Here is a 24,716-nt window from a genome sequence, read left to right as displayed (position 1 = left end):
TTCTCGTTCGTGTAGATTATCCCGACTACAATTGTTGTTCTTTTTTCTCAATCAAGGTCTCCAAATTGTTAAGGTGTTGCTTGATTGCTTCTACTTCATTTAGAAAATCTTTTTCTTTTGTTGTACTTTGCGGTTCTGATGATGTCGTTTCCCCAAAGGAATTGACGACAATTCCCACGAGAACATTCAGAACAACGAATGATGTTATGAGTATAAATGGGATGAAAAATGCCCAAGCATAAGGATATACTTCCATGACGGGTCGGCTGATCCCCATAGACCATGATTCCAATGTCATTATTTGGAATAAGGAATACATTGATTTTCCAATGGAACCAAACCATGCGGGAAAATTTTCTCCAAAGAGAGTTGTTCCTATTATTGCGAAGACATAGTAAATGATTAACAATAACAAAATTGTCCATGATATACTGGGAATAGACTTTCCTATAACAGAAACGATTGTTTGAAGAGGCTTCATCCCACTAATAAGTTTAAAAGCTCTGAATACACGGATGATTCTTAGAACGCGAAGTGAAGATAAGGCAGGGAAATCAGCTAAGAGTGAAAATACTACAATTAAGAAATCAAACCAATTCCATCCATCCTTGAAATAATTTAGCCGAAATGATGAAATTTTTAGTATGGCTTCTAAAACAAAGATGTATAAACAAACTTTGTCCAGGATGTTTAAAAGATAGCCAAAGTGTTCTGTAATAGAAGGAGATGTTTGTAGCCCTAGAACAGCCGAATTGACTAGGACTACAATAATTATGAAATTAGAAAACTTAGAGGATTGAAGGAAATTATTCAACGTCGTCCTCATCGTCTTCCTCTTCATCATCTGCTTCGTTATTGTTGCCAGGGATGTCGACGTAAACCGTATTTTCGTAAATTGTCACGATAACATTAATTTCATTCTCGTTGTCTAGGTAGGCTTTGGCGTTGTTGAAAATTGTACTGTCGCCATAATGAATAGCATTCCCTAATTCTATTTTTTCGCATTTGCCTCCATCTCCATTTTCTTGCAAAATTTCTGTCACAAGTTTGCAGGATAACTGCTCGTTTTCTTCCGTGTCGCTGCGCATAAAATAATATATGCATCCAGAAGCGATTAAAATAGCGCATAAACCGGCGATAATCTTCTTTTTTATGGATCCACTCTTTGAAAAAATGTCTGTTGTTATATCAATGACGGTTCCTAATGGGTCGTCTATGGCATTTTTTACATGTTCGAGTACAGAAAGAACTTTAGCTGAGGTGAGCTCGTTTGCGTCGCAATCCTCTATGATGAATGAGCGAATGTTCTCCCAAGCGTCATCATCCAAAGTTCCTGGAATTTCTGTAAAATGGATTTTTTTATCTTGCGTCGTTACGTATACTTCTATTCTGTCCGCTTTGTCTATTCCATATTTGAAAGAACATTCCTTGATAGGAGCGCATAGTTCCTGTCCGGACATGACAGAAATGAAGATTTTTTCATCTTCAAATTTTATTTCTTTCAATCGTCTTGATTTGGGAGTGAGCCAATACAAGCCTTTTAGTTTAGAAAAGAATGATGGCTCGGTTGTTTTGTATGAGAAATTTTCGATGTCAGTCATATTTTTCTCCTATGATTGGTTAGAAATCATCGTATTCAATGTCGCAGATTGATTTTAAATTTGGTGTGATGTTTTTGCAATCATCAGAAATGTTGCATTCACATTTTTCTGTATTGAGACATCTTATTGTCCAATGGCAGGTGATGCCAAGAATGTCTTCTTTTGCCTCTAATCCAAGTTGCCAATCAAAGCCTCCCATTTCAGTGCCATCTCGGAATACGAAGTATTCAGATTTTGGAGGCTTGAAATCAATGACCGCCCAATAAGGATATTCATCACATCCGTTGGGGCAGTTTGCTTTGTACGCATCCATTTTTTGTTTGTATATTTTCATTGCTGGAAGGATTTCTTTCATGGCATTTTGCCTTCGTTTTTCTTCCTCGGCTAAGCGCAATGTTTCTTCTTCTTCGGCTTTGCACTTTGCTTCTTCCTCCTCAAGACGTTTTTGCTCTGCAGCGGCTTTTGCAATTTCGTCTTTTCTTTTTAGAACTCTAGGGTCGCTGTTTACCGTATTGGCTATTAAAACCCCTTTTGTTTTTGAGTAGCTTGAAATTTTTTCTTTAAGCAGAGTGTCCGGCAGTTGATTTGCGGATTCCGCTTGATCAACGATTTCTTTGGCTATTTTTTTGAAATCAAAGACTTTGTATGTGTGATTTGAATAAACAAAATCGAGAAAGTCCTCTGTATCTACGAGTTCTTGAATATTGCAATTTGACCATTCTTCGCCTTCGAATCCATAATAACCCAATTCAAAATCGGAATTGTCGCTATCCGTAAAAACAAATTGGACCGTTAGTCGATTGGATTTATTTGCCAATGCAGAAACGAAGTCCGCTATAGTTCCTGCCTTAATCTTGTTTCCTATATCTCCGTCGAGAGCTATCAGCCCAAAAGATCCAATTGTCGCAGATATGAGAGCTTTCCATATCTCTTTTCTATATTGTTGAGCGTATGATTTCCCAAAACAAGCATCCATCGCATTTGTGGCTGCCATTGGATTTGCTAGATCATTGCCGACATCATCAACGATAGCGGTGGCTAACAATTCAAGGAAATCAATATCAACATCGCCTTTAAATTCGACAAAATCTTGTCCCTTAGATGTTGTGTTTTCCGTCCATTTGACATTGCCAAAAGACGCGTCGAATGCTTTACCTATAGTGGTCGTCGAATATGCATGGAATTTGCCTTCTTTTACCTGATCAACTTTGGAACAACCGCTAATGAGAATGCCGCACAATCCTGTAGCGATAACGGTCTTTAGGAAAAGAAATGTACTGTTTTTTTTCATCGGTTGCTCCGTTGTTAAAAACTCGGAGCTCGTCTTACCTCATGTGCCGACGATTTGCATTTCCAAAAAAGAAAAAGTGCGGAATCGTAAGCACTTATTGACCTGAGGTAACGACCAAGAAACCGTCCATCCGATAAGCACAAACGACCCACACCATTGGGGTGTGAGTGTCTGCCTTATTCTCGGATGGTTGAAATTTTGGTCGTTTTTCAGGTCCAGAATAAGAGCGAACTCTAAAACTATGTCATCATAAAAATAACTAAAAAAGTGAAAGAAGGCTGCGTAAGGGCTGAAAAATGGCTAAAAAACGTGATTTGACTGAATGTGTAGTGATTTGTCAATACATTTTCTTTGTGTTTTATTGACTTGTAGTTGAAAATAGTGTATATTTAGGGGGAAAGGAGTCTAATTATGGCTACGTTGCAGATGAGAGTTGATGATGACCTGAAAAAGAAGTCGGACGACTTGTTCCAGTCTCTCGGTATGGATACCTCTACGGCTATCCGTATTTTCTTGACTTTTGCCATCGAACATAACGGTATTCCTTTTGATGTTCGCCATGCCCCCGAAGACTTGTCTCTAGAAAAGGCTATTAGCGATAGCCGTACTCGCAAAAATCTCCATGGCTCTTATGCAACGGCGGCAGATGCCGTTGCCTCCATGCTGGAGGAATAGCCTTTGTAACCACTTCCGCCTAACAATCGAGATTATCAGCTAGTTCGTTTTTTTTTAAAAGTAGATTTATGCTATTTTGTAAAGACAAATCTGCACTCCAACTTGGAATGGTATTGGCAAATTTGGGGCAAATAATGTATATTAAACCCAAGAGAGGTCCAAACATGTCGGAAACAGCCTTTGCAGAACTTGAATCGCAGGTGGAAGGATTGCCCTATACCCAACTGGAAGAACTCCAGTGGAAAATAGGTCTTCTTCTCATGGAAAAAAAGTCACAGAAAGCGCACGACATTTCTGGTTTGAAGAAGTATCTTGGCAACACCGACCTGGATATCGATCTCGACGCCCTGCGAGGTAGAAATGACCCTCGTTGATACTTCCGTATGGATCGACGGTTTTCGCGGTGGCGAAAGCAAGGAAGTTCTCAAAAAACTGATTGACAACGGCAGTATCTGCATTAACGACATCATTCTTGCCGAATTGCTCCCATCTATAAGGAAACGGGGCGAGACAGAGCTTGAAAATCTGCTAAACCTCCTACCGAAGGTTCCAATACAGATTGATTGGAACGGCCTTATCTACATGCAGACGGAAAACCTGAAGCATGGTATAAATAAGGTCGGCTTGCCTGATTTGATGATTGCTCAAAATGTCTTGCAGAATGGATTGACACTGTTCTCGCTGGATAGGCATTTCGAACTTATTGGGAATCTACTTCCCCTGCAACTGTATAAATAAAAACGAATGTCAATAGCGTTGAATGTTTGAAAAAAGAGATGTTCTTTGAACATCTCTTTTAAAATAGATTGCCACGGCTCCTTGCGGAGCCTCGCAATGACATGCTAGGTTATCCAGCGCAGGAGCTTGCTCATGCATTGGATAACCGACGCTGTCATGGCTCACAGAGCAATGACGTGAGTTAGCGCAGTTCCTTCAGCGCCGCCTCATTTTTGGATATAATATCCATCTGCGTTGCGAGCTTGGTGCGTTCGGCGTTCACGACTGCTTCGGGAGCGCCGCTCACGAACTTTTCGTTTGAGAGCTTGCGTTCAATTGAAGCGGCGAATGCCTTGGCCTTCTCGATTTCTTTTTCGAGGCGGGCGATTTCTGCAGCCGGGTCTAGGATGCCTTCCAGCGGGATGTAGAGTTCGCCACCGGGAACCACGGCGCTGGCGCTGAACTTCGGCTTCACGGCCTTCACGGCGACACTCAGGTCAGAAAGACCCGAAAGTTCGGTGATGATTGCCATGCAGTCTTTCACGCTTGCTTCCGTCGCGGCGTCGTCCACGCTCACCACGGCGCTGAGCTTGGTGGCGGGGCTCACGTTGTAGCGGCCACGCACGCCACGCACGCTTTCCACCACGGCGAATGCCTGGTCGAATGCGGCTTCGATCTTTGCGTCGATGAGAGATTCGTCGGCCTTGGGCCATGCGCGGCTGATCACCATTTCGCTGCCCTGGAACAGGATGCTGTTGAGTTCTTCGGTAATGAACGGCATCACCGGGTGGAGCAAGTCAAGCACGTTCTTCAGCACGTAGCTGAGGATGGCCATCGCGTTCTTCTTTTCGGCGGTGAGCGTTTCGCTGTTGATCACGGCCTTCTTGATTTCAAGATAGCTGGAGCACACGTCGTCCCACACGAAGCGGTACAGGAACCCGGCGAGTTCAGCGAAGTGGTATTCTTCGAGCATTCGGGTGGCGTCCTTGATGGTCGTCTGCAGGCGGCTAAGAATCCACTTGTCTTCGAGTGCGAACAAGCTCTTGTCCATCGGGAGCTCGGCGGCGAGAGCGCCGGCCTGTTCGAGCTGCGGGTAAAGGAAGCGGCAGGCGTTCCACAGCTTGTTGCTGAAGTTACGGCCGATTTCGAACTTTTCGCTGGTGTTGATTTCGCGGCCATCCGGCTGCTTTTCCTTCTTCACCGGCAGGCGCACGTCCTGGTTGTCGGTGCAGAGGCTTGCCATCACAAAGCGTAGAGCGTCGGTACCGTACTTCTCTTCGATATCCATCGGGTCCACGCCGTTGCCCTTGGACTTGCTCATGGTCTGGCCATTGCCGTCCAGAATCTTCGGGTGGATGTACACCGTGTGGAACGGGACCGTGCCCATGTTCTCCTGGCTGAAGAGCACCATGCGGGCGACCCACAGCGTAATGATGTCGCGGCTCGTCACGAGCACGCTGGTGGGGTAGTAGCGCTTGAGCGTGTCGGTGTTTTCCGGCCAGCCCATGGTAGAATGCGGCCAGAGTCCACTGGAGAACCACGTGTCGAGCACGTCCTCTTCCTGCTTGAGTTCGTGACCCGGCACGGCGTTAGACTTCAGGTCTTCTTCCTGGCTGCACACCAGGTAGCCGCCGTTTTCGGCCTTGTAGAAGTAGATGTCGTCGCGGCCGGCAAATGCGGCCTTCAGTTCGTCTTCGCTAGCGTCCGTGTGCCAGATAGGAATGCGGTGGCCCCACCAGAGCTGACGGCTGATGCACCAGTCGCGCTTTTCGGCGAGCCAGTCCAGATACTTGTTGGCGTAGCGTTCGGGGATAATCTTGATTTCGCCCGACTTCACGGCGTTCATCGCGTTTTCGGCGAGCACGTCCATCTTCACGAACCACTGGTCGCTGAGGTACGGCTCGATCACAGTCTTGGAACGGTCAGAGTGACCCACGTCCATTTCGTGGTCTTCCACCTTGATCAAAAGTCCGAGTTCTTCGAGACCTGCCACCACGGCGTCCCGGGCGGCCTGGCCCTTGAGACCCTGGAACTTGCCGGCGTTCTCGTTCAGGCTGCCGTCATCGTTCATGATGTTAATCATCGGGAGCTTGTGACGCAGGCCCGTCGCATAGTCGTTGGGGTCGTGTGCGGGCGTCACCTTCACGGAACCCGTACCGAAGTCCTTGTCCACCAGGATGGCGTCGGCAATCACCGGGATTTCGCGGTCAACGAAGGGCACCTTCAGCATCTTGCCGATGAACTGCGCGTAGCGTTCGTCGTTGGGGTGCACGGCGAGGGCGGTATCGCCCATGATCGTTTCCGGACGGGTGGTCGAAACGGGGATAAATCCCGAACCGTCGGCCAGGGGATACTTGAACGTCCAGAAGTGGCCCTTCACGTGTTCGTAGTAGATTTCGTCGTCGGCAACGGCGGTCTGGAGCTTGGTATCCCAGTTCACCAGGCGCTTGCCGCGGTAAATGAGGCCCTTCTTGAACAGGTTGAAGAAGGCGTGGCGCACGGCCTTCGCGCAGACCGGGTCCAGCGTGAAGCGCTGGCGGCTCCAGTCACAGCTGACGCCCAGGCTCTTGAGCTGCTTCGTAATGCGGGCTTCGTATTCGTCCTTCCATTTCCAGATGCGTTCCACCAGCGCGTCGCGGCCAATGTCGTGGCGGGTCTTGTGTTCGTCCTGGAAAAGGCGCTTTTCGACCACGGCCTGCGTGGCAATGCCCGCGTGGTCCGTACCCGGAATCCACAGTGTGTCGCGGCCGGTCTTACGGCGGTAGCGTACCAAAATATCCTGGAGCGTATCGTTGAGCGCGTGTCCCAGATGGAGCGCGCCGGTAACGTTCGGGGGCGGAATCACGACCGAAAACGGTTCGCCCTTTCCGCTGGGTGCAAAACTGTTATTCTCAGCCCAGGTCTTATGCCATCGGGCTTCCACATCTTTAGAATTGTAACGAGTTTCCATAGTGGGCACAAATTTAGTAAAAGGCGAGTGCCGCGGCAAAAGTGTGCAAGGCGAGAAAGCGCGAAAAACTTGTTTTTTGCATTTTCGAGCCGTAGCCACGGACGTCGCAGACGTCAAAGCAATTCATTGCTTTGACATGGCCGAGCCGTACTAAATGCGCCCCAAAGGGGCGCCAAGATAGAATTTTTTATGTTGCCTGATATGGGGTTGCTTGGGGTATGACGTGGGAAAACTTTTTAATGATGCTTTTTTGCGGTGCTGTATTATACGGTGTGTATAATATAGTGAAAAATTTTCTTTAATTCTTGAAAATATTGTGAAAATTTACTAAAAAAGAACATTTTTGTATAATAAAACTATTGACTTGCCTGAGGAAAAAAGATATATTGGAAAGTATGAAATCGGTGCTCGAATATAAGGATTACCACCTGTATATACAGGATTACTACGACGAACGCAAGCGTCTAGGCGCGTTCTCGTGGCGTGAATTTTGTCGGAGCGCTGGTTTCTCGTCTCCGAATTTTCTAAAGCTCGTGGGCATGGGCCAGAGCAAGCTCAGCAAGGTCAAGGTCGATGCGGTGGCACGAGCCATGGGACTCGTCGGATTCGAAATAGAGTATTTCCGGCTGTTGGTGGTGTTCTGCAATGCGGAAAAGGATTCCGTCAAGAGGACTGCCCTGCTTGAGATGCAGAAAATCGCGCTCGAACACAGGGTGCGTATCGTGGACGGAGACGCTTTTCAATATTATGAATCGTGGAAATATCCGGTATTGAGGGAGCTTATCCCGATGATGCCGGGTGCCTGCCCGCGCGATATTGCCGAGGAGTGCAAGGAACACGTGTCGGCGGAGGAAGTCCGCGACGTTTTGGAATTCTTGCTCAAGGCCGGATTCCTGAAGAAGGACGGGGAGAAGGTCTATTCGCAGACGGAGCAGACCGTGATAGGCTCAAAGGAGGCGCTGCCTATCGCAATTCGTTCCATGCACAAGGAGATGGCGAACATGGCCGTGCGCGCCGTGGACCGCTATTCTCCGAACGAACGTTATTTTACCGGAGTTACGCTTAGCGTGAACGAGGAGGCAAACCGGAGAATTATTGCAGAAATAGATGCCTGCTGCAAGAAGGTGCTTTCCATTGCAAACGAGTACAAGGACCAGAATCAGGTTTGTCGAATCAATTTCCAGTTTTTTCCGGTCACCGACAAGGTCAAGGAGGCTCGCCATGCTTAAGAAATTTTTCATTGCCGTAGGGTCTCTTTTGGCGGTGCTCGTGATTGCGTGTTCCAATGGCGGTGTTGAAGATGTCGCAGGAGGCACCATCGATCCCAGTACAATTGCGTTGAATAGTTGTTCGTCGGGGGATGCAGGCGCGCTTAGCAGCAGTCTCTCTGAAACTGAGAACGGGGTGAGTGTGTCGGAGCCGAGTTCTTCGAGTAGTGAGTCGGATTCGAAAATGGTGCAGGACGAAAGCAGCAGTTCCGGTAATGAGAATAATATCAAGCCGATTTTCAGGAGCAGCTCGAGCGAACGTCCTGTTATAGAAAGCAGCTCGGATGAAGGCGAGAATAAAGTTGTCGACCCGATTCCGGTTTCGTCTTCTTCTGAATTACGCGATGGCGATATTGCGCATGCGAGCGATTTCTCCATCCAGTGCGTGGAAAACGTCATTTATGTGAAATTGGATACCCCCGCCGCAGCATCGGATGTCAGTGGCCCTAAGGCGTTCAAGCATGTCGAGGGTGACTCCGTGAAATTTGTCTTGCAGAATGTCTATTTCGCTATCCCTTGCGAGGAGGATGCCCAGAAGCAGTTCCTGCAAGGTGTAAACGAAGGCCACCCGGTTGTCAGTAGTGAAGGCGATACGCTGTACGTGGCTTTTAGCCGGAGCAAGGGCTGGGATTACGGTTGTGAATGTGCGGCGAAGGCCACGTTCACGCTCGGCAAGGCCTATTCCGGTATCAACTACATGGCTTTTGACCAGAAGGAAACTCTTCCGGTAAAGGATAATTAAAAGAAGGAGGCTAACATGAAAAAGATACTTGCAACAGCTGCGGCCCTGTCGCTCATGCTCATTGCCTGCGGGGACGATTCGTCTTCGACGGCACCTGACCCGTCGGCCGGTAACGAGAGCTCGTCTTCTGCCGAGGTTGCCGAATCGTCTTCGGCTGAAAAACTCTCGTCGACTGGAGCGCCTGAATCTTCATCGTCGGTTGCGCTTCCGGTTGAATCGTCTTCGTCTGTGTCGGCAAAAAGTTCGTCGTCTGAGGCGAAAGTTGCGGACAAGCACCAGGTCGTAACGGACGCCAATGCTCAGTGTCTTGCGAAGGGTGTGGTGGACGATCCTATGCTGGATGGCGGTTCGGATACTGGTGTGAGCCGATCTGTCGACGGCGATGAAAAATTACCTCCGGTTGTCTACCGCTATGTCGGTACCGAACGGACCGGCTTTACCATCGAAAATCTTTCGCTTACCTGCGGTGTCGTAGTCGATACGCTCGATGTCGATGTGTCCGACGATACGGTTTACGTGAAGGCTAAATTCGACAACACGAATGCGCAGCGGTGCATTTGTAATTCCAAGGTGGACTTTGCCGTGGAAAACAATGAAGCCTACTGGCGTGCGACAGTTCTCGTTTTCGACAATGTTGCCGGTTCAAATCCGAACATCATGGAAATTGTCGAAATGAGCGTGGTTACGGTTGAAGAAATAACGGGGCACAAGCTGGCGAAGGATATTAAGCTGGAATGCAAGAACGATAGGCAGACAGCTAATGCGCCGGCGCTGGCAAGCAATTCATTTGTCATGGACCCGATTGATACGACGTCGACCAAAGTGGCCGTTGCGGGCCGTAGAGTGGGCGACGATGGCTTCGATACCATCGTCATTCTTGAAGTGATGATGCCTTGCGCGATTGTTTTTGAAAGCTTTGATGTCTATGCGGACAATGGAACGCTGTATGTCAAACCGAAAGTCAATCCGGACAGCCCGATAACCAACTGCATCTGCCCGACGCGAGTGTCCTTCAAGGTGGAACAGAACGAGGCGTTCTCCAATACGAATTATCTCGTGTTCGATGGGGGAGAGCCGATGCCCTTGGCGAAAGCTATTCTCGTGGATGCTTCCGATTTGGATGGTTGATGTTCGACTTTAATTGAAGAAGGAAAATAGATATGAAAAAGTATTTTGCATGTGCTGTGCTTCCGCTTATGATTGTTGCCTGCGGGGACGATTCGTCTTCGAATGCCAAGACCGGAGATTCTGGAAAGCCGTCTGAAAGGGCTGAAATTGCCCACGCCGGGGAGTGTGGTGCCTTTACGCCTTGGGACGGGGATGGCGAGGCATTCGTTGTAGGCTCGAAAGGTAGCGGCTTCCAGGTTCTTCTCCCGAAGGTGCGTTACGATGTTGAATTATGCAGTGAATGCCTGTACGAACGTTCCGGCGATACCCTGCATATCTGGAATTCGGATTCGACGAGAGAAGCTTTGAACTGGTTCTGCACTACGGACTTTACGTTCGATATCTCCGATGCGGATGCCGATATCAAGTATTTCAAGTATGAGAATGCGGTCTTCAAGGTTGTGGATGGCCCTGTTCCGGAAAAGATTTCTTCGGGCATGGTCGTCTCTTCTTCCAGCGAGAATCCGTCTTCTAGCGAACCGGCCGAATCCTCCAGTTCGCAGGGCGGGTCGTCTGCAGGGCTGCCGGGCTTGTCGTCCTCGAGTATTGCGCCGGGCTCTTCTTCGAGTGCGCAACCTGCTGGGAGGGTGACCCAGATGGCGACTCATGTTGGCGGCAAGTGCCTCGATAAGGAAGGTCCCGATGATCCGATGGTCGATGGCGGCGCCGACATGGCGCTTCCTCCGATGGCCACCATGAGTTTGGAAGACGGTTCCAGCTTTGCTAATGTTCTTGTGGAGAGGGTGATGGTGGCGTGTAGCGAGATTGGCGGATTTGTAGGCATGTCCAGGCGGGTTCCTCTTGACAGCATCGAGGTGACGGCGGCCGGCGATACGCTCTACGTGAAGCCGCTGATGCACGAAGATGATGTTTCCGACGGCTGTGCTTGCCAGGCGCAGGTCTACTTCACTATGAGGGCCGAAGGTGCCTTTACGCAAACCTCCCTCCTGGTCATGGACGACAATCTGAATCTGGGCAACAGGATGCGTATCGCAAAGGAAACTGTCGAATCGGAAGACATGAAGCAGCTGAAGATGACCGGCTACTACAAGGGCCAGTGCCTGAATGGTTTTTCGGAGAACAACCCGAAGGTGATGGCTGCCCCTGCCGCGAAGGATCTCCCGACTGCGACCTTGCTCTACAATCCCGATGGACTTTCCATCGTGGAACTGAACAATGTCGAGGATTACTGCGATATCGAGGCGAAGGTTTCCCAGAAGGTGAAGGACGACACGCTGTTCGTGGACTACTACGACATGGGTGCCGTATCCAAGTGCGTTTGCACCTTCGATAAGATCAAGTTTGCGGTTGACGAGGAAAATACCCATGTGGCGTTTTTCTCGTTCAAGTCGGTGCTGTACCGCCTGCAGGGTATGGAAGTTGTCGACTAGAAAGGCTGGGAGCGATTACACTCTCCCGGCAAACTGGTTGCTGAACAACAGTAGCCCTGATACAAAAATCACAAGTCCTCCAGCAAGAGTCGCTGCGGTGTAAATGTTGGCTGCCAGACGGGTGTGCGCACTTCCTTTGTCGATTCCTTTGCGAAGGGCTACGGCTGCGATACCGAAAGTGATGTTGGTGATGGTCATGCCAATGCAGATGACAAGAGCGCCCAGGAGTGAAAGTGCGACCATAGAGTTGAGAAGGCAGAAGAGGACTATTAGTGCGACTGCCGGGCAAGGGACAATGCCCGTGATGGCTGCGACTCCGATAATTTCGCGCCAGCGGGCTGTGGGGGGTAATGCGGCCTCTGAAGGTGTTTCTTCATGCTCCTTTTTTTGTTGCTTGAAAAAGTCGCGGATGCCGAGAACGACAAGCAATATCCCGGTTAGCATGATAAGGGCGTAGCTTGCCTTCTCGATGCCGATGCGGCCCGTTTCAAATGCGGTAAATACGGTTGCCTTGAATATTGCATATAAAATGAATAGAAGCAAGACGGCGCTCATTGTGTGGGTTACGGTAATCCCTGCTCCGAGTGCAACTCCTTGCCGCCAGCGTCCGCGCCTTGCGATAAAGTAACCGACGACGATGGATTTCCCATGTCCAGGGCCGAGTGCGTGCAACATCCCATAAATAAAGCAGATGGCGAGAAATTTCCAGATGGCGTTCCAATCGCCCTGCTTCATTGCCGTGATGGCGGATGTCATCTTTTCGCGCAGGACTTTTTGCGCTTGAGCGATTGTGGAAAGAAACGACGAGCCGGAAGCCTGCTTGTCTGTGACTGCGACGGGCGCTGAACTAGCGGTGTCTGCTTTTATAATCTCCGTAGTGGGTGCGGATTCTGTTCCGTTGATGTCAAAACGTTTTTTTTTGACCGCGGCGGATGCGGCCATGGCCAGCAGGCAAATCAGTAGAATAACGAGAGACTTCTTCAATGGGATCGTCCTTTTCCTATATCGAAATACAATTTAGGTTTTGGGAGAACCTTGCATTTGACGCCAAGTCCGTTTTTGGCTATATTTGCGCCACAACGCTCGCGTAGCTCAGTTGGATAGAGCAGCTGCCTTCTAAGCAGCGGGTCGTGGGTTCGACTCCCGCCGTGAGTATGAAACTCTGGATGCCGATGGTGTCCAGAGTTTTTATTTGTTCAGAGCCTTGTTGAGGGTGGCACGGAGGTGGTTTATGTTCGCTTCGTCGAGGGTCTCATAGCGGTAGATGGTCCCGTCCTCGAGTACCAGATAGAGCACGGGAACGTACCCGTTGCCGTAGATGGGCCCGAATTTCTGGTTGGTGTCCTGGAAAACAGGAACGACGACCTTGAACTGGTCGATGAACATGCGGATGTCGTTTTTCTTGATGCTTCCGCTAATCGCGATGGCGATACCGGTTGCTCCCGATTTTTCATACTCCTTCATGATTCCCTGGACTTCGGGGAAGTGCTTTTGGCAGTGGGGGCACTTGGGGCTGAAGTAGTAGATGAGCAGCGGGCGCTTGGAAAAGTGGCTAAAGAGGATTCCCGGGTCGCTGACCCCGCTTAAGGGGATGCTGAAGTCCATTTTCATGGTTGCACCGGTGGAATCGGTCATTGGAGTGATATTGGCTTGCTGGGGCTGGGGCGCGAGCTGGGCGAATGCGATGCCCGAGGCTACTGCCGCAATGCTCAAAATTCGTGCAAAAAAACGCATAGGAACTCCTAAAATTCGTAGAAGGAACGCTATCGTTCCTGTTTGGCTTGTAAAATATCAAAAAAAAGGCGGTAAAGTGTCACGAAATTGCAAAATATCTTCATTAGACCTGCCGATTAGGGCGATTTTTCGCGTTATTCTGCTTTATATCACACTTTCGGGCGGTTTTTGAATACATTTGGCTGGATTTTGATGATGGCGCAGATTGCTATCTTTGTATCGTTATTGACTGAGGTTTTAGAATGATTGTATCTTGGATGACCACCAACAAGTGTAACCTGACCTGCAAGCACTGCTATCAGGACGCGGGCGAGAACAAGGCTGCGGAACTCACGACCGCAGAAGCTTTGAAACTGATTGATGAAATCGCGAAGGCGGGGTTCAAGATCATGATCTTTAGCGGTGGCGAACCCATGACCCGCCCGGACATTGTGGAACTTGTCGCGCATGCCTCGAGCAAGGGACTTCGCCCGGTATTCGGTACCAACGGCACGCTCATCACGCACGACCTTGCCTTTGAACTCAAAAAGGCCGGCGCGATGGCCATGGGCATCAGCATCGACAGTATTGACCCCAAGCGCCACAACGACTTCCGTGGCCTCCCGGACGCATTTGAACTCACGATGATGGGCATCGAGAACTGCAAGGCGGCGGGCCTCCCGTTCCAGATTCACACGACCATTATGGACTGGAACCAGAACGAGATTTTCGACATCATGGACTGGGTCAAGGAAATTGGCGCGGTGAACCACCAGATTTTCTTCCTGATTCCCGTGGGACGCGGCAAGGAAATTGAAGGTCACGCCCTGCGCGTCGCCGAATACGAGGGCCTCCTCCGCAAGATTATGGAAAAGAGCCGCACGCTCGGAATCCCCGTGAAGCCGACCTGCGCCCCGCAGTTCCTGCGCATCGCGGACCAATTGGACATCAAGACCCGCTACAGCCGAGGCTGCCTCGCCGGCATTGACTACTGCATCGTGAGTCCCATCGGTAAGGTGCGTCCCTGCGCCTACATGATGGAAGAGGCGGGCGATGTGCACGATACTCCATTCGACGAAATCTGGGCGAACGCCGATGTGTTCAAGAAACTCCGCACCAAGGCATACTCCGGTTCTTGCGGCAAGTGCAAGTTCAACGACCGCTGCGGCGGTTGCCGCGCCCGTGCCGCTTACTACCACGACGGCGACTACATGCAAGAAGACTCCTACTGCGCCTACGGGAGAGGGCTGTGATTTCTGCAGACGACGAAAAGTTCATGCGCATGGCGCTTCGCGAGGCGCAAAAGGCTTTCGACGAGAAGGAAATTCCCATCGGTTGCGTCATCGTGAAGGACGGCGTGGTGATAGGGAAGGGCCACAACCAGATCGAGATGCTGAGGGACGCCACCGCCCATGCCGAAATTTTATCCATCGGGACTGCCGCGGGCAAACTCGAAAACTGGCGCCTGGACGGTTGTACTTTGTATGTAACGCTCGAACCCTGCCCGATGTGCGCGGGGGCTATCCTCAATAGCCGTGTTTCCCGCGTGGTCTACGGCTCCCCGGATACCCGTTTTGGTGGCTGCGGAACGACTATCGACGTGATTGCGGGTAACGCTCTCAAGCGCGAGGTCGAGGTGGTGGGTGGAGCGCTTGCCGATGAGTGCCTGGGCCTGCTGAAGGCGTTTTTTCAGCGCATGCGGCTCGAAAAGGGCGATTCCGGCAACAAGGGCCCCACGTAAGCCGGTCTAATATCTATATTCAGAACATGAATTTTATCAAGTCTTTTTCATGCTCTGTAGCACTCGCTTTTCTTTGTTCTTGTGACAGCAATGATGTTTCCTTGGCGTTCAATACCCAGAATCCGCCTGTCCAGAAATATTTCATAGAGTCCTCTTTGGACGCCCTGTTGCCGGTTGATTCCGCAAATCCGAACCCGGAATCGATGCAGACCCGCCTGAACGTCCAGGCGACGCTCTCCGAACTGGTTGCGTACGATAACGGTTCCGGTCGGTTCGAGATGAAAATCGATTCCATTCAATATAAGAGCGATAAGCGGACCGTAGAGGATTACCTCTATATAGAGAAATATCTCCTAACGCAGCATTTCCAGTACAAGATGGCCTCGGATGGAGCCGTGAGCGAACCGGCCGTTGAAGATGTTGCCTTGCAACCGGGAACCGAGGAATTGAATCTGCTCAAGCTGTTCATGAAGGTGCAGCCGATTCTTCCGGGTGGTCCCGTGAAGGTGGGCGAAACCTGGAAGCGTCCGGTGGAAATTCCGGAGAAGGGCAAGACGACAGTCGTTTATAAGTCTTTTACCCTCGAGGAAGTGTTTTTGCATGATGGCGTCCAGATGGCAAAAATCGGGATGAACGTCCAGTACAAGGAAGTCGCGGATTCTACGTCGAATGTCCGGATGGAAAGCGATGACTTTATTGTCGGGACGGGCTCTATCCTCTTCGATATCACGCACGGAATTGTGTCCTCGGTAAATCTTGAACTTTCGGGGCATTTGAACGTGAACGATATTGTCGCGGGCTACGAGGTTCCCAACATGCGCGTCATTCAGAGAATCAAGCTGAGGAGTGAAATCTGATGTTTGTCCGGCGTATAGGATATGCTGTGGTTTGGTGCGTGGCCGTTCTTGTGGTGGCGGGTTTTGCCGGTGAAATGCCGTTCCCGCATCCGACCGAAGGCGTTGTCCGCTTGACGGAAAAAGATAGCCCCTATATTCTAGAACAGAGTGTCGTCGTTTCGGTCTCGGACACCTTGGTTGTCGAGCCTGGAGTGACGGTCCTTATGGGCGAGTATGCGAAACTTACTCTTCGCGGGCCGGTCCGCATCCTCGGGACGGAGACGAAACCCGTCACGTTCAAGAATGCGGATTCTAGCGGCAACTGGAATGGAATCCATTTTGTCTCGTCTAATAGGCCGTTCGAAGTCAAGAACCTGGTGGTGCAAAACGCCTTTCGCAATACGGTGTTCCGTTCCCGCGGTATTTTTGAAAATGTGCATTTTGTGAACAATTACTACGGCCTGTGGATTGACGATGTTACAGAAGTATTCCTTTCACGCTGTGATTTTGTCCGCAATCGCTTTGCTCTTTCTGTAAGGGCGGGCAAGGTGCTCGCTGCCGATACCAAGATTTCCGGCAATGTATATGGCCTCTATCTTGAAGCGGGCGGCGACTACAATGGAGATCTTGCTCTCATCAAGGGGAATCTTGAGGCGGATGTCCGCAAGGAAGCCGACGAACTTTCTCGTTCCGGCAAACACGTAAACCGTAGCATCTGGCATGCAATCGAGACTGGGTTCTAGGGGGCGCGCGTGGAAGAGTCTTTTCGTCGAGCTATAAGGAAGATGACAGGGGTGAGCGTTCGCTTGAACGATAGCCCTAACCGCTCCTCCATGGTTGCGGATCTTTCTCAATCGATGATGGTCACTTGGTCTATAGCTCTTTTTGAGCATATGGATGCGCTTCTGAACAACCTGGAAGAATCTGTCGGCGGTTCGGAACAGATTTCGTATAGCGAGACCGCGTGGAAACTGTGTGATGCGGGATTCCCGCAGATCATGGCCGATGCGAACAAACTTTATGATGAATTCCGCGCCAAGTGGATCCAGCGATTCTCGACGGAAGAGGTGATGCGTCTGCTTCTGGAAGGGGGCGATTTCTTGCATCATGACGAGGAAAAGGGCTGGGCGCTCACGGTCAAGAACAACAAGCAGGATATAAGTGCTTTCTACTCGGCGACGATCCATTTGCTGGTGAGCGATGCCGAACCCTTGTTTGTCCGCATGCATGGCCGCGTGATGCAGCTGCAGGAAAAGCTGTGCAAGTATTGGCATGCCGAGAGTGCCGTGGATGCGGTCTCGAAACTGCTCCCCTGCCTAGAATCCTCACTCCGCGAAAAAGAAAATACGATCGTGGTGTCCTTGCGCAGTTCGCTCAATGCCCTTGCCAAGAAGCGCTTTGCTGCGGCTTTCAACACCAAGGGGGCTCCGCGCTATTATAGTTCTGCGGCCTCCTGCGCTCGAAATGTGGGACGCTTCTGGAACCCGCATTATGCTTACGAGAATGGTTTTCTCGCTTTTACGGATGATTTTTGCGACTACGCCCGCGGACTTACTATGCATGTCATTGAATGGTACCGCGACAAGTGGTTGCTTTTTCTCCGCGGATTCTCCCGCGGTCAGTTGAACCTTTTTGAAACAACGGCCTCGATGGAGGCCTAAACTCAAGGAATAAGATGAAGAACGCTTTCAACTCGATTCTCATTCTCACGGTTGTCGGACTTGCGGTCTTGGTTGCCGGCGCTGTTTTCTTTGGAGCCCCGCTCTTCGGCTGGATTATCATGATGGCGATTTTCGCCGTGTTCGTTATCGACCAGTTCAGGTTGCTTTCGGCTCTGAAAACCATGAGCTCGGATGAGGATGGGTTTGTTTCCCGCCGCCTGAGTCAGGCCCGCGAATTGCTCGGCAAGGGGGTGCGCCTGGATTCTGCGATTGCTTTCGAGGTGCTTTCGAACAATTCCTCTGTTCCGGCTCCGAGAAGTTCGGGTGGTACGGTGATTCTCCTTGGCCTTATGGGAACTTTCTTTGGCCTCATGTATTCTGTTGCGACCGCGGGCGTTGCCATTGACAATTCTACGACCCAGGGGACTCTCGATACGATCCAGGTTCTCTTTGGCAACATGAAGGGCATTTTCGGTACGAGCCTTTGCGGCCTCTTCGCGGCTCTCGTGCTTGGTATTTCGCGCGGGCTTTTCCTCGGTTCCCGCGAGGCCTTTATTGCGCGCTTGGATTCGCTTACGTTGGATTTGCAGGGAGAATCTGCTGGTGAAAATGAAAAGAGCAAGGATGAACTCGGCCGCCTCTTCGATGCGGTCGAAAAGAATCTTGCCCGCGTGGCGGAGTCTGTGCAGCAGGGCCTGAACGGTGTTGTTTCGAAGGTGGGCGAGGAACTTTCTTCGACAACGTCCAAGTTGAATTCTGACCTCGGCTCCATGGTCTCGAAACTGGAGGGTTCTCTTGGAAATCTAGGTAGCAGCGTCGGCAATGATGTCGCGAATGCGCTGGGTCCGATAAACGACTACATGAAAAACCTGCAGACATCGGTGGAAGCATTGCCGTCCAGGCTTGACGACAAGTTGAACGGAATCTCTTCGAGTCTGAATTCCAACTTGAATGCTATTTCCTCCTGCGTGAAGGAAGGTCTTTCGGGTGTTGCTGCATCGACCGAAAAGTCGATGGATGGCGCTGTAAAGAACATTGCGGATTGCGTCTCGGCTCAAGTCAAACAGTCTGACGAACAGTGGAAAGCCTTTATGGATAAACTTGCGTCTGAAAGTTCTGCGAGTACGGAATCCCAGAAGCAGGGCCTCGAGACTCTCAAAAATGTCGCCCTTCAGGTGGCCGAGAAGGCGCAGGCGGGTTCTGCAGAACTCAGCAATTCCGTTGCCGAAAAGCTTTCGGCGCTCTCGAACGATATCCTTACCGCATTCCAGAAACTTTCTGAAACGTCGGCGACACTCCTCGAAGCCCAGAAGGCTCTCACCGAAAGTATCGACAATCGCGTGGTGAAGGAGAAGGAAGCGACCGACGCGCTTGGCGGAAACATCGTCGAGACGGCTGAACTCATGCGTGTGAACCAGAGCGAACTTAGCGCGAATCTCGAAATGCTTCGTGCGGGCCTCGAGACGATTCTCGAGAAGCTCAGTGGCGATACGGCGGAACACGAGGAAGAAGAAAACTTCGTGGAACACCTCAACCAGTCGCTGGAAGCTTTCCACGAACGTGCAAGCGAAGTGCTCGTGGAAAATGCCGTCAAGACGCAGGAAATTCTACTCGAGGTGCTGGAACAGGCTCAACGCGCTTCCATCGCGCACAACGCTCCGAAGGCCGAGGGCTAACCTATGCGTCTGCGTCGCGACGAGAATACCAATCCCTGGATGGCCTATACCGACCTCGGCATAGCTTTGGTTTCTCTGTTCATTCTTGCGTTTGTCGCCATGGCGACATTGAAGGAACAGAAGGCCGAAGACCTTACGCGAACCGAGGAAGAAGTTCTCAGCTGTCAGGAAGAAATGCGTAAGATAGCGAGCGAACGAAATGCGCTCCTGTCGAAAAGTTTGCAGACATCCATCGAGGCGGGACTCATTGCTCTTGACGACGGAAAGATTCAGATCCAGGCGTCGTTCCTTTTCCCGACGAGCGGTGCCAACCTGACCGAAGAAGGCGTTTCCGTCATCAAGGGAATCAGCAAGGGGCTCCTGGATGCGCTCGACACGGGCGATGTCGTGATGGTGAGCGGTTTTACCGACGATACTCCGTTCAGTTCCAAGGTCAATTACACGAACTGGCACTTGTCTTCGGAACGTGCAGTGAACGTCGTGAAGGCGCTGGTTGCACAGGGGTTCCCGCCCGATCGCATCTTTGCGGCGGGATTTGGCGAATTCCAGCCCAAGTATCCGAACGATACCGAGGAACACCGCCGCTTGAATCGCCGTGTGGAAATCGGTGTCACGCCACTTAGACGAGAGAATTTCCACTGATGAATGAAAGGGTAGAATCCATACGTCGATCCGTCGATGCCATCCGCAAGTCCGGGACGCTCCCGCACTGGCGCTTGGTCTATGCCGACAAACTCCTCGAGCGAGCTTGCGACTATATCGCGATTGACAGGGAACCCGAAGCGAAGATGATGCTGGACAAGCTTGCTCGCTGGGTGGGGTCGCATACGCCTATGGCGAGCGGCAAGACGTCGGATTCGCGGATCCCGATGGTCTTCTGGAAACCCGACATGTTGCGCGGAACTGTCCAGCAGATAAGAGATACCCTTGTCCGCAGGAAGATGCTTATTCCGCCTACGGAGCGTTCGTCCATTCAACGTCGCCTCGACATGGTGGAAGATTGGATTTCGAAGGGCAAGTGCCTGGAAGCGCATCGCGAACTCGTATCGCTTCGCGGTACACTTATCGCCCGCTTGCGCCGTTCGTTCCGCGCGCGCCTTGTTGCGTCGACTGATTACCGTGGCGGAGTGCTGGTCCAGCCTGCGGGTAGTTTGGTCGGCCCTTACAACTCGCGTCATACGCTCGAGGAAATGTTCCAGATCGTGGGCGAGAGGGATCCTATCTGGATAGAAGATTTTCTTGATGTCTACAATGATCTTTTCCGTATTGCGGAACGCCTTGTGCCGCAAGAAAAGAAGTAATGCGCTAGGCGATGTTGCCTATAACCAATGATTGGGAGGGATGCTGTGGAATGTAGAATCTTGATGCGTTTTATCGGCAGCCACGCCGATTTGGAATCGGTTTGGAACGAAATTCTGGAGCGTTTTCCGGAGGCTGACTTGCCGAATGCTGATTCGGGCGACTGGTATTACGTGAATGACGTGATGGTGGACGAATACGAATGCCGCTTCGAGGAACTTCCTGAGGAAGAGCTTCTTGCGATGGATGGAAGCCTCTTCGTGGAAGAAGACTTTCCCGAGGAATTCCTGACGGAGTTGATGGAACGCAATGAACGCGTCTATGGCGTGTTCAAGTGGTCCTCGATGGAAGTTGGAGTTGGTTGCGGAGCAAGCGAAGCCTGGGGCGAATTTACGGCCGATTTTGTTGATGATTACTCCGACGAGGCGAACGAAATCTCCGAGGCGGTCCTCGGTTTTTAAGTCTGCTTCGTTAATATAGTTTGCTTCGAACGGCATTTCGCACGCTCACACATAGCAAAAACCGCCTGGACTTGCATCCAGACGGTTTAATTTTTGCATTTTCTAGTAACTAATAACTAGTGACTAGTAACTGCGGCGGAGCCGCTTACGTTTTATCTTCGCCGCGGAGCATGATGACCTTGCCCGTGCGGATGTATTCGACAATCTCGAACTTCTGCAAGAGGCTCTTGAGCGTGTCGACCTTCTGGCTGTTGCCCGTAATCTGGATAATCATGGACGTGGCGGTCATGTCCACGGTATTGGCGTGGAAATGGTCGCACAGCTGCAGGATTTCGGTACGCTGGTCCGGAGTGCAACGCACCTTGATGAGTGCGAGTTCTTTCTCGACGGCGTCCGTGCCGGTATGGTCCTTTGCCTGCACAACGTCCACGAGCTTTTCGAGCTGCTTGATAATCTGCATCAGGATCTCGGGATTGCCGTGCGCGATGATATTCATGCGGCTGAAGTTCGGGTCAAGCGTGGGGGAGACAACGAGTGAATCGATGTTGTAGCCACGGCGGGAGAACACGAGGGCGATACGCACGAGCACGCCCGGGCGGTTCGCCACCAACAAACTAATGGAATGTCCTTTATCGATCATGGTAATGTCCTCCTGTTAGGTCGATCCCGTGGGTTTTTCAAGTTTGGCCTTGGGTGCTTCCGTAAGCATGGCGGTAAGCGGTGCGCCTGCCGGAATCATCGGGAACACGTTGTCTTCCTTCTCGCATTCGCAGTGGATGAGGATCGGACCGTCCTTGTATTCGAGCGCCTTCTGGATTACGCGTTCGGCATCAGCGGCGCGCTTGATGCGGAGCCCCGGAATTCCGTAGGCTTCGGCGAGCTTCACGAAGTCGGGGTTGCCCATCATGTCGACGCTAGAGTAGCGGTGGTCGTAGAAGAGTTCCTGCCACTGGCGCACCATGCCGAGGTATTTGTTATCCATCACGAAAATCTTGATGGGGAGCTTGTGGATGGCAGCGGTCGCGAGTTCCGCTTCGGTCATCTGGAAACCACCGTCACCGCTGAAGCTGAGCACTGGCCAGCCGGTCTCGTTGCCGAATGCGGCGCCGATAGCGGCGGGGAAGCCAAAGCCCATCGTGCCTGCGCCACCGCTGGAGTGCAGCTGGCGCGGATAGTTGATGTGGAAGAACTGTGCCACCCACATCTGGTGCTGGCCCACGTCGGTCGTGACGATGGCCTTGCCCTGCGTGAGTTCGCTTGCGGTCGCAATCACGTGCTGCATGCGGAGTCCGCCCTGCTTGGGGTAGGTGAGCGGGAAGCGCTTCTTCCAGGTCTGGCAAGTCTTGATCCAGTCGGCTGTATCGAGCTTGTGCACCATCGGCAAAAGCTGTTCCAAAACGAGCTTCGCGTCGCCGCACATGAACACGTCGGGCTGCAGAACCTTGCCTTCTTCGGCGGGGTCGATGTCGATGTGCATCTTGATGGCGTCCTTGCAGAACACTTCAAGCTTGCCGGTAATGCGGTCGTCCCAGCGGCTGCCGATAGAGAGAATCAGGTCGCAGTCGAGTACGGCCTTGTTGGCGTACACGGTGCCGTGCATGCCGAGCATGCCGAGCGAAAGCTCGTGATCAACGGGGAAGGCGCCGAGGCCGAGCATGGTGCAGCACACCGGGGCGCCGATCTTTTCGGCGAGTTCCTTCACCTGGCGGCTGGCCCCGCTGATCATGGCGCCGTGGCCCACGAGCAAAAGCGGTTTCTTGGAATTCTTGAGGTATTCGGCGGCCTTCTCGACGCTCTCGGTAGAGGCGTATGTCGGAATCTTGTAGCCGGGCAAGTCCATCTGGTCGGTGAACGGAGCGGTGCAGGGGCCTGCGGTCACGTCCTTGGGCAGGTCGATGAGCACAGGGCCCGGGCGGCCAGTGCGCGCGATGTGGAAGGCTTCCTTCATCACGCGCGGGAGGTCGTTGGTATCCTTCACCAGGTAGGAATGCTTGACGGCAGCGAACGTCATGCCGCTGGTGTCGCATTCCTGGAAGGCGTCCTTGCCGAGGTTCGGGGTCGTCGTCTGTGCGGCGAGCACCACGATGGGGCTAGAATCCATGAGGGCTGTATAAATACCGGTGAACGTGTTGGTTGCACCCGGGCCGCTCGTCACGAGAGCGACGCCGACCTTGCCGGTCTGGCGTGCGTAGCCGTCGGCCATGTGGGTCGCGCCCTGTTCGTGGCGGGAGAGGACTACCTTAATATTGGAATCGAGAATCGCATCGAACATCGGGATGGCGGATCCACCGGGATAGCCGAAAATGGTGTCGATGCCTTCGCGTTTGAGGCATTCGATAATCACTTCGGCGCCGCTCAAAGTCTTGTTTGCCATAATTTTTCCTGTTTAAGCGTTTGGATTTTTAAAATTTGTGCTGAAAATATAGAATGTAGGCTTGTCTATGGCAACGGATAATTGGTAATTTAATGAAAATTTTTTGTTTTTATGGTGAAATTTTGATTTTTTGTGATTTTGCTTTCGTCTAAATCGAATGAAAAAGTTTGAAATTTGTCGGTTTTAGAATTTTGTGACTTTGAAAATTGGCTGTTTTTGAATGAAATATTATAATTGAATGGAAATAATTATAGAAAAATTCGATGATTTTTGAAAAAATAACCCGTGAGGCGTAGCGGCCCCCCCTCTTTAGGTGCTCTTGAATAAAAAAATGGCAAAAAAGGAACAATTTCTGGTTTCGGCCGTTTTTATAGGTAGATAGTACTTGGAGGTACAAATGGATATGAATCTTCTACCGCGCGAAAAACTCGCGGCGCGTGGTGCTGCTGCGCTTTCGAACGAGGAACTCCTGGCCCTCATATTGGGGAGCGGGACTCAAAAGTGCGATGTATTCGAGCTCTCGCGCCATATTTCGGATTACCTGTCTGCGGCGACTCAGGTCCCGACGATTGAATCCCTGTGTCGCATCCGGGGGCTTGGGAGGGCTAAGGCAACGCAAATCCTTGCCTGTCTCGAGCTTTCCGGACGTTATATTTTGAGCGCGAAAGCCGTATCGGTAATGAGCCCCGAGGATTTGCTTTCGAGGCTAGCCTACATGAAATACGAAGAGCAGGAGCACCTGGTTGCGGTGACGCTCAATTCTGCAAACAATGTCATCAATGTTCACGAGTTGACGACTGGGCTTGTGAATCAGACTCCGGTGCACCCGCGGGAGGCCTTTGTAAAGGCGATTGAGGACCGTGCGGTGGCAGTCATCTTTGCGCATAACCATCCGTCAGGTTCGATAGCGCCCAGTGAGGAGGATTTCGCCATTACGAGGGTTCTTTGTGCGGCGGGGAAGATTGTTCAGATTCCCGTGATAGACCACATCATTATTGCAAAGGGCGGTTTTACCAGCTTGTGTCGCGAGATGCCGGAGCTGTTTGAGGGATGTTTGCGTTGATTGTGCAACCATTTTTGTAAAAAGATATAAACAATGGCAAAAAAAGCCGTAAAAGTGTGTTTTTTATCGCTTTTTGAGGGGACTCGTGAA

25 protein-coding genes and 1 tRNA gene are annotated in these 24,716 nt (G+C 51.2%); 18 read left to right on the top strand and 8 right to left on the bottom strand.

Going from position 1 to position 24,716, the window contains the following annotated elements; translation table 11 throughout:
• Positions 1-25 precede the first annotated feature (25 nt).
• From B2952_RS02015 to B2952_RS02005, 3 genes are read right to left on the bottom strand one after another with little or no spacing between them, the layout of a single operon-like run.
• Positions 26-814, bottom strand: coding sequence for an ion transporter (locus tag B2952_RS02015; RefSeq protein ID WP_290729174.1), 789 nt, complete (start codon positions 812-814; stop codon positions 26-28).
• Positions 807-1,601, bottom strand: coding sequence for a hypothetical protein (locus B2952_RS02010; RefSeq protein ID WP_290729176.1), 795 nt, complete (start codon positions 1,599-1,601; stop codon positions 807-809). Before B2952_RS02010 ends, B2952_RS02015 begins: the two co-directional genes overlap by 8 nt.
• A gap of 19 nt (positions 1,602-1,620) precedes the next feature.
• On the bottom strand, positions 1,621-2,892 hold the full coding sequence (locus B2952_RS02005) for a hypothetical protein (RefSeq protein ID WP_290729179.1): 1,272 nt from the start codon (positions 2,890-2,892) through the stop codon (positions 1,621-1,623).
• Between the two features lie 411 nt (positions 2,893-3,303).
• Between B2952_RS02005 and B2952_RS02000 the strand changes: the two genes are divergently transcribed.
• The 3 genes from B2952_RS02000 to B2952_RS01990 all read left to right on the top strand — a co-directional run bounded on the left by B2952_RS02000 (position 3,304) and on the right by B2952_RS01990 (position 4,305).
• Positions 3,304-3,567 (top strand): type II toxin-antitoxin system RelB/DinJ family antitoxin, encoded by a 264-nt coding sequence (locus B2952_RS02000; protein WP_173382214.1) that lies wholly within the window; start codon positions 3,304-3,306, stop codon positions 3,565-3,567.
• A gap of 164 nt (positions 3,568-3,731) precedes the next feature.
• Positions 3,732-3,941, top strand: coding sequence for a hypothetical protein (locus B2952_RS01995; protein ID WP_143153091.1), 210 nt, complete (start codon positions 3,732-3,734; stop codon positions 3,939-3,941).
• Positions 3,928-4,305 (top strand): PIN domain-containing protein, encoded by a 378-nt coding sequence (locus tag B2952_RS01990; protein ID WP_173382213.1) that lies wholly within the window; start codon positions 3,928-3,930, stop codon positions 4,303-4,305. Before B2952_RS01995 ends, B2952_RS01990 begins: the two co-directional genes overlap by 14 nt.
• Positions 4,306-4,486: 181 nt before the next feature.
• Here the strand turns inward: B2952_RS01990 and B2952_RS01985 are convergent, their stop codons facing one another.
• On the bottom strand, positions 4,487-7,234 hold the full coding sequence (locus tag B2952_RS01985; RefSeq protein WP_290735530.1) for a valine--tRNA ligase: 2,748 nt from the start codon (positions 7,232-7,234) through the stop codon (positions 4,487-4,489).
• Between the two features lie 395 nt (positions 7,235-7,629).
• Between B2952_RS01985 and B2952_RS01980 the strand changes: the two genes are divergently transcribed.
• Genes B2952_RS01980 through B2952_RS01965 form a run of 4 tightly spaced genes read left to right on the top strand, consistent with a single transcriptional unit; the run spans position 7,630 to position 11,802 of the window.
• The gene (locus tag B2952_RS01980) at positions 7,630-8,463 is read left to right on the top strand and encodes a TIGR02147 family protein (RefSeq protein ID WP_290726928.1); all 834 of its coding nucleotides are present in this window, start codon (positions 7,630-7,632) and stop codon (positions 8,461-8,463) included.
• Complete coding sequence (locus B2952_RS01975) at positions 8,456-9,244, top strand: hypothetical protein (protein WP_290726926.1); 789 nt, start codon at positions 8,456-8,458, stop codon at positions 9,242-9,244. The genes B2952_RS01980 and B2952_RS01975 overlap by 8 nt, the downstream gene beginning before the upstream one ends.
• Before the next feature lie 15 nt (positions 9,245-9,259).
• A complete protein-coding gene (locus B2952_RS01970; RefSeq protein WP_173382575.1) occupies positions 9,260-10,372 on the top strand; it encodes a hypothetical protein in 1,113 nt (370 codons plus the stop codon).
• 32 nt (positions 10,373-10,404) lie between these two features.
• Complete coding sequence (locus B2952_RS01965) at positions 10,405-11,802, top strand: hypothetical protein (protein ID WP_290735534.1); 1,398 nt, start codon at positions 10,405-10,407, stop codon at positions 11,800-11,802.
• Between the two features lie 15 nt (positions 11,803-11,817).
• Here the strand turns inward: B2952_RS01965 and B2952_RS01960 are convergent, their stop codons facing one another.
• Positions 11,818-12,786: a nickel/cobalt transporter gene (locus B2952_RS01960; protein ID WP_173366580.1), complete on the bottom strand. Its 969-nt coding sequence runs from the start codon at positions 12,784-12,786 to the stop codon at positions 11,818-11,820.
• Positions 12,787-12,883: 97 nt separating this feature from the next.
• Between B2952_RS01960 and B2952_RS01955 the strand changes: the two genes are divergently transcribed.
• A tRNA-Arg gene (locus tag B2952_RS01955) sits at positions 12,884-12,957 on the top strand.
• A gap of 33 nt (positions 12,958-12,990) precedes the next feature.
• On the opposite strand, the gene B2952_RS01950 is transcribed toward B2952_RS01955, so the two are convergent.
• On the bottom strand, positions 12,991-13,536 hold the full coding sequence (locus B2952_RS01950) for a TlpA family protein disulfide reductase (protein ID WP_173366579.1): 546 nt from the start codon (positions 13,534-13,536) through the stop codon (positions 12,991-12,993).
• Between the two features lie 242 nt (positions 13,537-13,778).
• On the opposite strand from B2952_RS01950, the gene nirJ2 reads away from it, so the two are divergent.
• The 9 genes from nirJ2 (at position 13,779) to B2952_RS01905 (ending at position 21,189) form a co-directional block, all read left to right on the top strand.
• Positions 13,779-14,768, top strand: a complete 990-nt coding sequence (nirJ2, locus tag B2952_RS01945) for a putative heme d1 biosynthesis radical SAM protein NirJ2 (protein WP_290735537.1) — start codon at positions 13,779-13,781, stop codon at positions 14,766-14,768.
• Positions 14,765-15,256 carry a tRNA adenosine(34) deaminase TadA gene (tadA, locus tag B2952_RS01940; RefSeq protein WP_290735540.1) on the top strand — a complete coding sequence of 164 codons (492 nt, stop codon included), beginning with the start codon at positions 14,765-14,767 and terminating at the stop codon, positions 15,254-15,256. The genes nirJ2 and tadA overlap by 4 nt, the downstream gene beginning before the upstream one ends.
• Positions 15,257-15,282: 26 nt before the next feature.
• Positions 15,283-16,113: a hypothetical protein gene (locus B2952_RS01935; protein WP_173382572.1), complete on the top strand. Its 831-nt coding sequence runs from the start codon at positions 15,283-15,285 to the stop codon at positions 16,111-16,113.
• The gene (locus B2952_RS01930) at positions 16,113-16,835 is read left to right on the top strand and encodes a hypothetical protein (protein WP_173382571.1); all 723 of its coding nucleotides are present in this window, start codon (positions 16,113-16,115) and stop codon (positions 16,833-16,835) included. The genes B2952_RS01935 and B2952_RS01930 overlap by 1 nt, the downstream gene beginning before the upstream one ends.
• A gap of 150 nt (positions 16,836-16,985) precedes the next feature.
• The gene (locus B2952_RS01925; protein ID WP_290729208.1) at positions 16,986-17,753 is read left to right on the top strand and encodes a hypothetical protein; all 768 of its coding nucleotides are present in this window, start codon (positions 16,986-16,988) and stop codon (positions 17,751-17,753) included.
• A gap of 14 nt (positions 17,754-17,767) precedes the next feature.
• The gene (locus tag B2952_RS01920) at positions 17,768-19,429 is read left to right on the top strand and encodes a fimbrial protein (RefSeq protein ID WP_290735543.1); all 1,662 of its coding nucleotides are present in this window, start codon (positions 17,768-17,770) and stop codon (positions 19,427-19,429) included.
• Positions 19,430-19,432: 3 nt separating this feature from the next.
• Positions 19,433-20,071, top strand: coding sequence for an OmpA/MotB family protein (locus B2952_RS01915; protein ID WP_173365417.1), 639 nt, complete (start codon positions 19,433-19,435; stop codon positions 20,069-20,071).
• The gene (locus tag B2952_RS01910) at positions 20,071-20,730 is read left to right on the top strand and encodes a hypothetical protein (protein ID WP_173382569.1); all 660 of its coding nucleotides are present in this window, start codon (positions 20,071-20,073) and stop codon (positions 20,728-20,730) included. The genes B2952_RS01915 and B2952_RS01910 overlap by 1 nt, the downstream gene beginning before the upstream one ends.
• 45 nt (positions 20,731-20,775) lie before the next feature.
• The gene (locus B2952_RS01905; RefSeq protein ID WP_173382568.1) at positions 20,776-21,189 is read left to right on the top strand and encodes a hypothetical protein; all 414 of its coding nucleotides are present in this window, start codon (positions 20,776-20,778) and stop codon (positions 21,187-21,189) included.
• Between the two features lie 145 nt (positions 21,190-21,334).
• Here B2952_RS01905 and ilvN read toward each other — a convergent pair whose 3' ends face one another.
• The gene (gene ilvN, locus B2952_RS01900; protein ID WP_173365414.1) at positions 21,335-21,829 is read right to left on the bottom strand and encodes an acetolactate synthase small subunit; all 495 of its coding nucleotides are present in this window, start codon (positions 21,827-21,829) and stop codon (positions 21,335-21,337) included.
• A gap of 15 nt (positions 21,830-21,844) precedes the next feature.
• Positions 21,845-23,563 carry a biosynthetic-type acetolactate synthase large subunit gene (gene ilvB / locus B2952_RS01895; RefSeq protein WP_290726904.1) on the bottom strand — a complete coding sequence of 573 codons (1,719 nt, stop codon included), beginning with the start codon at positions 23,561-23,563 and terminating at the stop codon, positions 21,845-21,847.
• Between the two features lie 397 nt (positions 23,564-23,960).
• Between ilvB and radC the strand changes: the two genes are divergently transcribed.
• Entirely contained in the window at positions 23,961-24,626 is a 666-nt protein-coding gene (gene radC, locus B2952_RS01890) for a RadC family protein (protein ID WP_173365413.1), read from the top strand.
• The last annotated feature ends 90 nt before the right edge of the window (positions 24,627-24,716 follow it).

Origin of the sequence: Fibrobacter sp. UBA7003 (assembly GCA_002449765.1) — a bacterium.
Taxonomy (GTDB): Bacteria; Fibrobacterota; Fibrobacteria; order Fibrobacterales; family Fibrobacteraceae; genus Fibrobacter.
This window is presented reverse-complemented; position numbering and strand designations above follow the sequence as displayed.

Excerpts from the sequence above, each read along its gene's own strand:
- B2952_RS02010 (WP_290729176.1), bottom strand. The coding sequence starts at position 1,601 with ATGACTGACATCGAAAATTTCTCATACAAAACAACCGAGCCATCATTC.
- B2952_RS02005 (WP_290729179.1), bottom strand. The coding sequence starts at position 2,892 with ATGAAAAAAAACAGTACATTTCTTTTCCTAAAGACCGTTATCGCTACA.
- B2952_RS02000 (WP_173382214.1), top strand. The coding sequence starts at position 3,304 with ATGGCTACGTTGCAGATGAGAGTTGATGATGACCTGAAAAAGAAGTCG.
- B2952_RS01995 (WP_143153091.1), top strand. The coding sequence starts at position 3,732 with ATGTCGGAAACAGCCTTTGCAGAACTTGAATCGCAGGTGGAAGGATTG.
- B2952_RS01990 (WP_173382213.1), top strand. The coding sequence starts at position 3,928 with ATGACCCTCGTTGATACTTCCGTATGGATCGACGGTTTTCGCGGTGGC.
- B2952_RS01985 (WP_290735530.1), bottom strand. The coding sequence starts at position 7,234 with ATGGAAACTCGTTACAATTCTAAAGATGTGGAAGCCCGATGGCATAAG.
- B2952_RS01980 (WP_290726928.1), top strand. The coding sequence starts at position 7,630 with ATGAAATCGGTGCTCGAATATAAGGATTACCACCTGTATATACAGGAT.
- B2952_RS01975 (WP_290726926.1), top strand. The coding sequence starts at position 8,456 with ATGCTTAAGAAATTTTTCATTGCCGTAGGGTCTCTTTTGGCGGTGCTC.
- B2952_RS01970 (WP_173382575.1), top strand. The coding sequence starts at position 9,260 with ATGAAAAAGATACTTGCAACAGCTGCGGCCCTGTCGCTCATGCTCATT.
- B2952_RS01965 (WP_290735534.1), top strand. The coding sequence starts at position 10,405 with ATGAAAAAGTATTTTGCATGTGCTGTGCTTCCGCTTATGATTGTTGCC.
- B2952_RS01950 (WP_173366579.1), bottom strand. The coding sequence starts at position 13,536 with ATGCGTTTTTTTGCACGAATTTTGAGCATTGCGGCAGTAGCCTCGGGC.
- nirJ2 (WP_290735537.1), top strand. The coding sequence starts at position 13,779 with ATGATTGTATCTTGGATGACCACCAACAAGTGTAACCTGACCTGCAAG.
- B2952_RS01935 (WP_173382572.1), top strand. The coding sequence starts at position 15,283 with ATGAATTTTATCAAGTCTTTTTCATGCTCTGTAGCACTCGCTTTTCTT.
- B2952_RS01930 (WP_173382571.1), top strand. The coding sequence starts at position 16,113 with ATGTTTGTCCGGCGTATAGGATATGCTGTGGTTTGGTGCGTGGCCGTT.
- B2952_RS01925 (WP_290729208.1), top strand. The coding sequence starts at position 16,986 with ATGGATGCGCTTCTGAACAACCTGGAAGAATCTGTCGGCGGTTCGGAA.
- B2952_RS01920 (WP_290735543.1), top strand. The coding sequence starts at position 17,768 with ATGAAGAACGCTTTCAACTCGATTCTCATTCTCACGGTTGTCGGACTT.
- B2952_RS01915 (WP_173365417.1), top strand. The coding sequence starts at position 19,433 with ATGCGTCTGCGTCGCGACGAGAATACCAATCCCTGGATGGCCTATACC.
- B2952_RS01910 (WP_173382569.1), top strand. The coding sequence starts at position 20,071 with ATGAATGAAAGGGTAGAATCCATACGTCGATCCGTCGATGCCATCCGC.
- ilvN (WP_173365414.1), bottom strand. The coding sequence starts at position 21,829 with ATGATCGATAAAGGACATTCCATTAGTTTGTTGGTGGCGAACCGCCCG.
- ilvB (WP_290726904.1), bottom strand. The coding sequence starts at position 23,563 with ATGGCAAACAAGACTTTGAGCGGCGCCGAAGTGATTATCGAATGCCTC.
- radC (WP_173365413.1), top strand. The coding sequence starts at position 23,961 with ATGGATATGAATCTTCTACCGCGCGAAAAACTCGCGGCGCGTGGTGCT.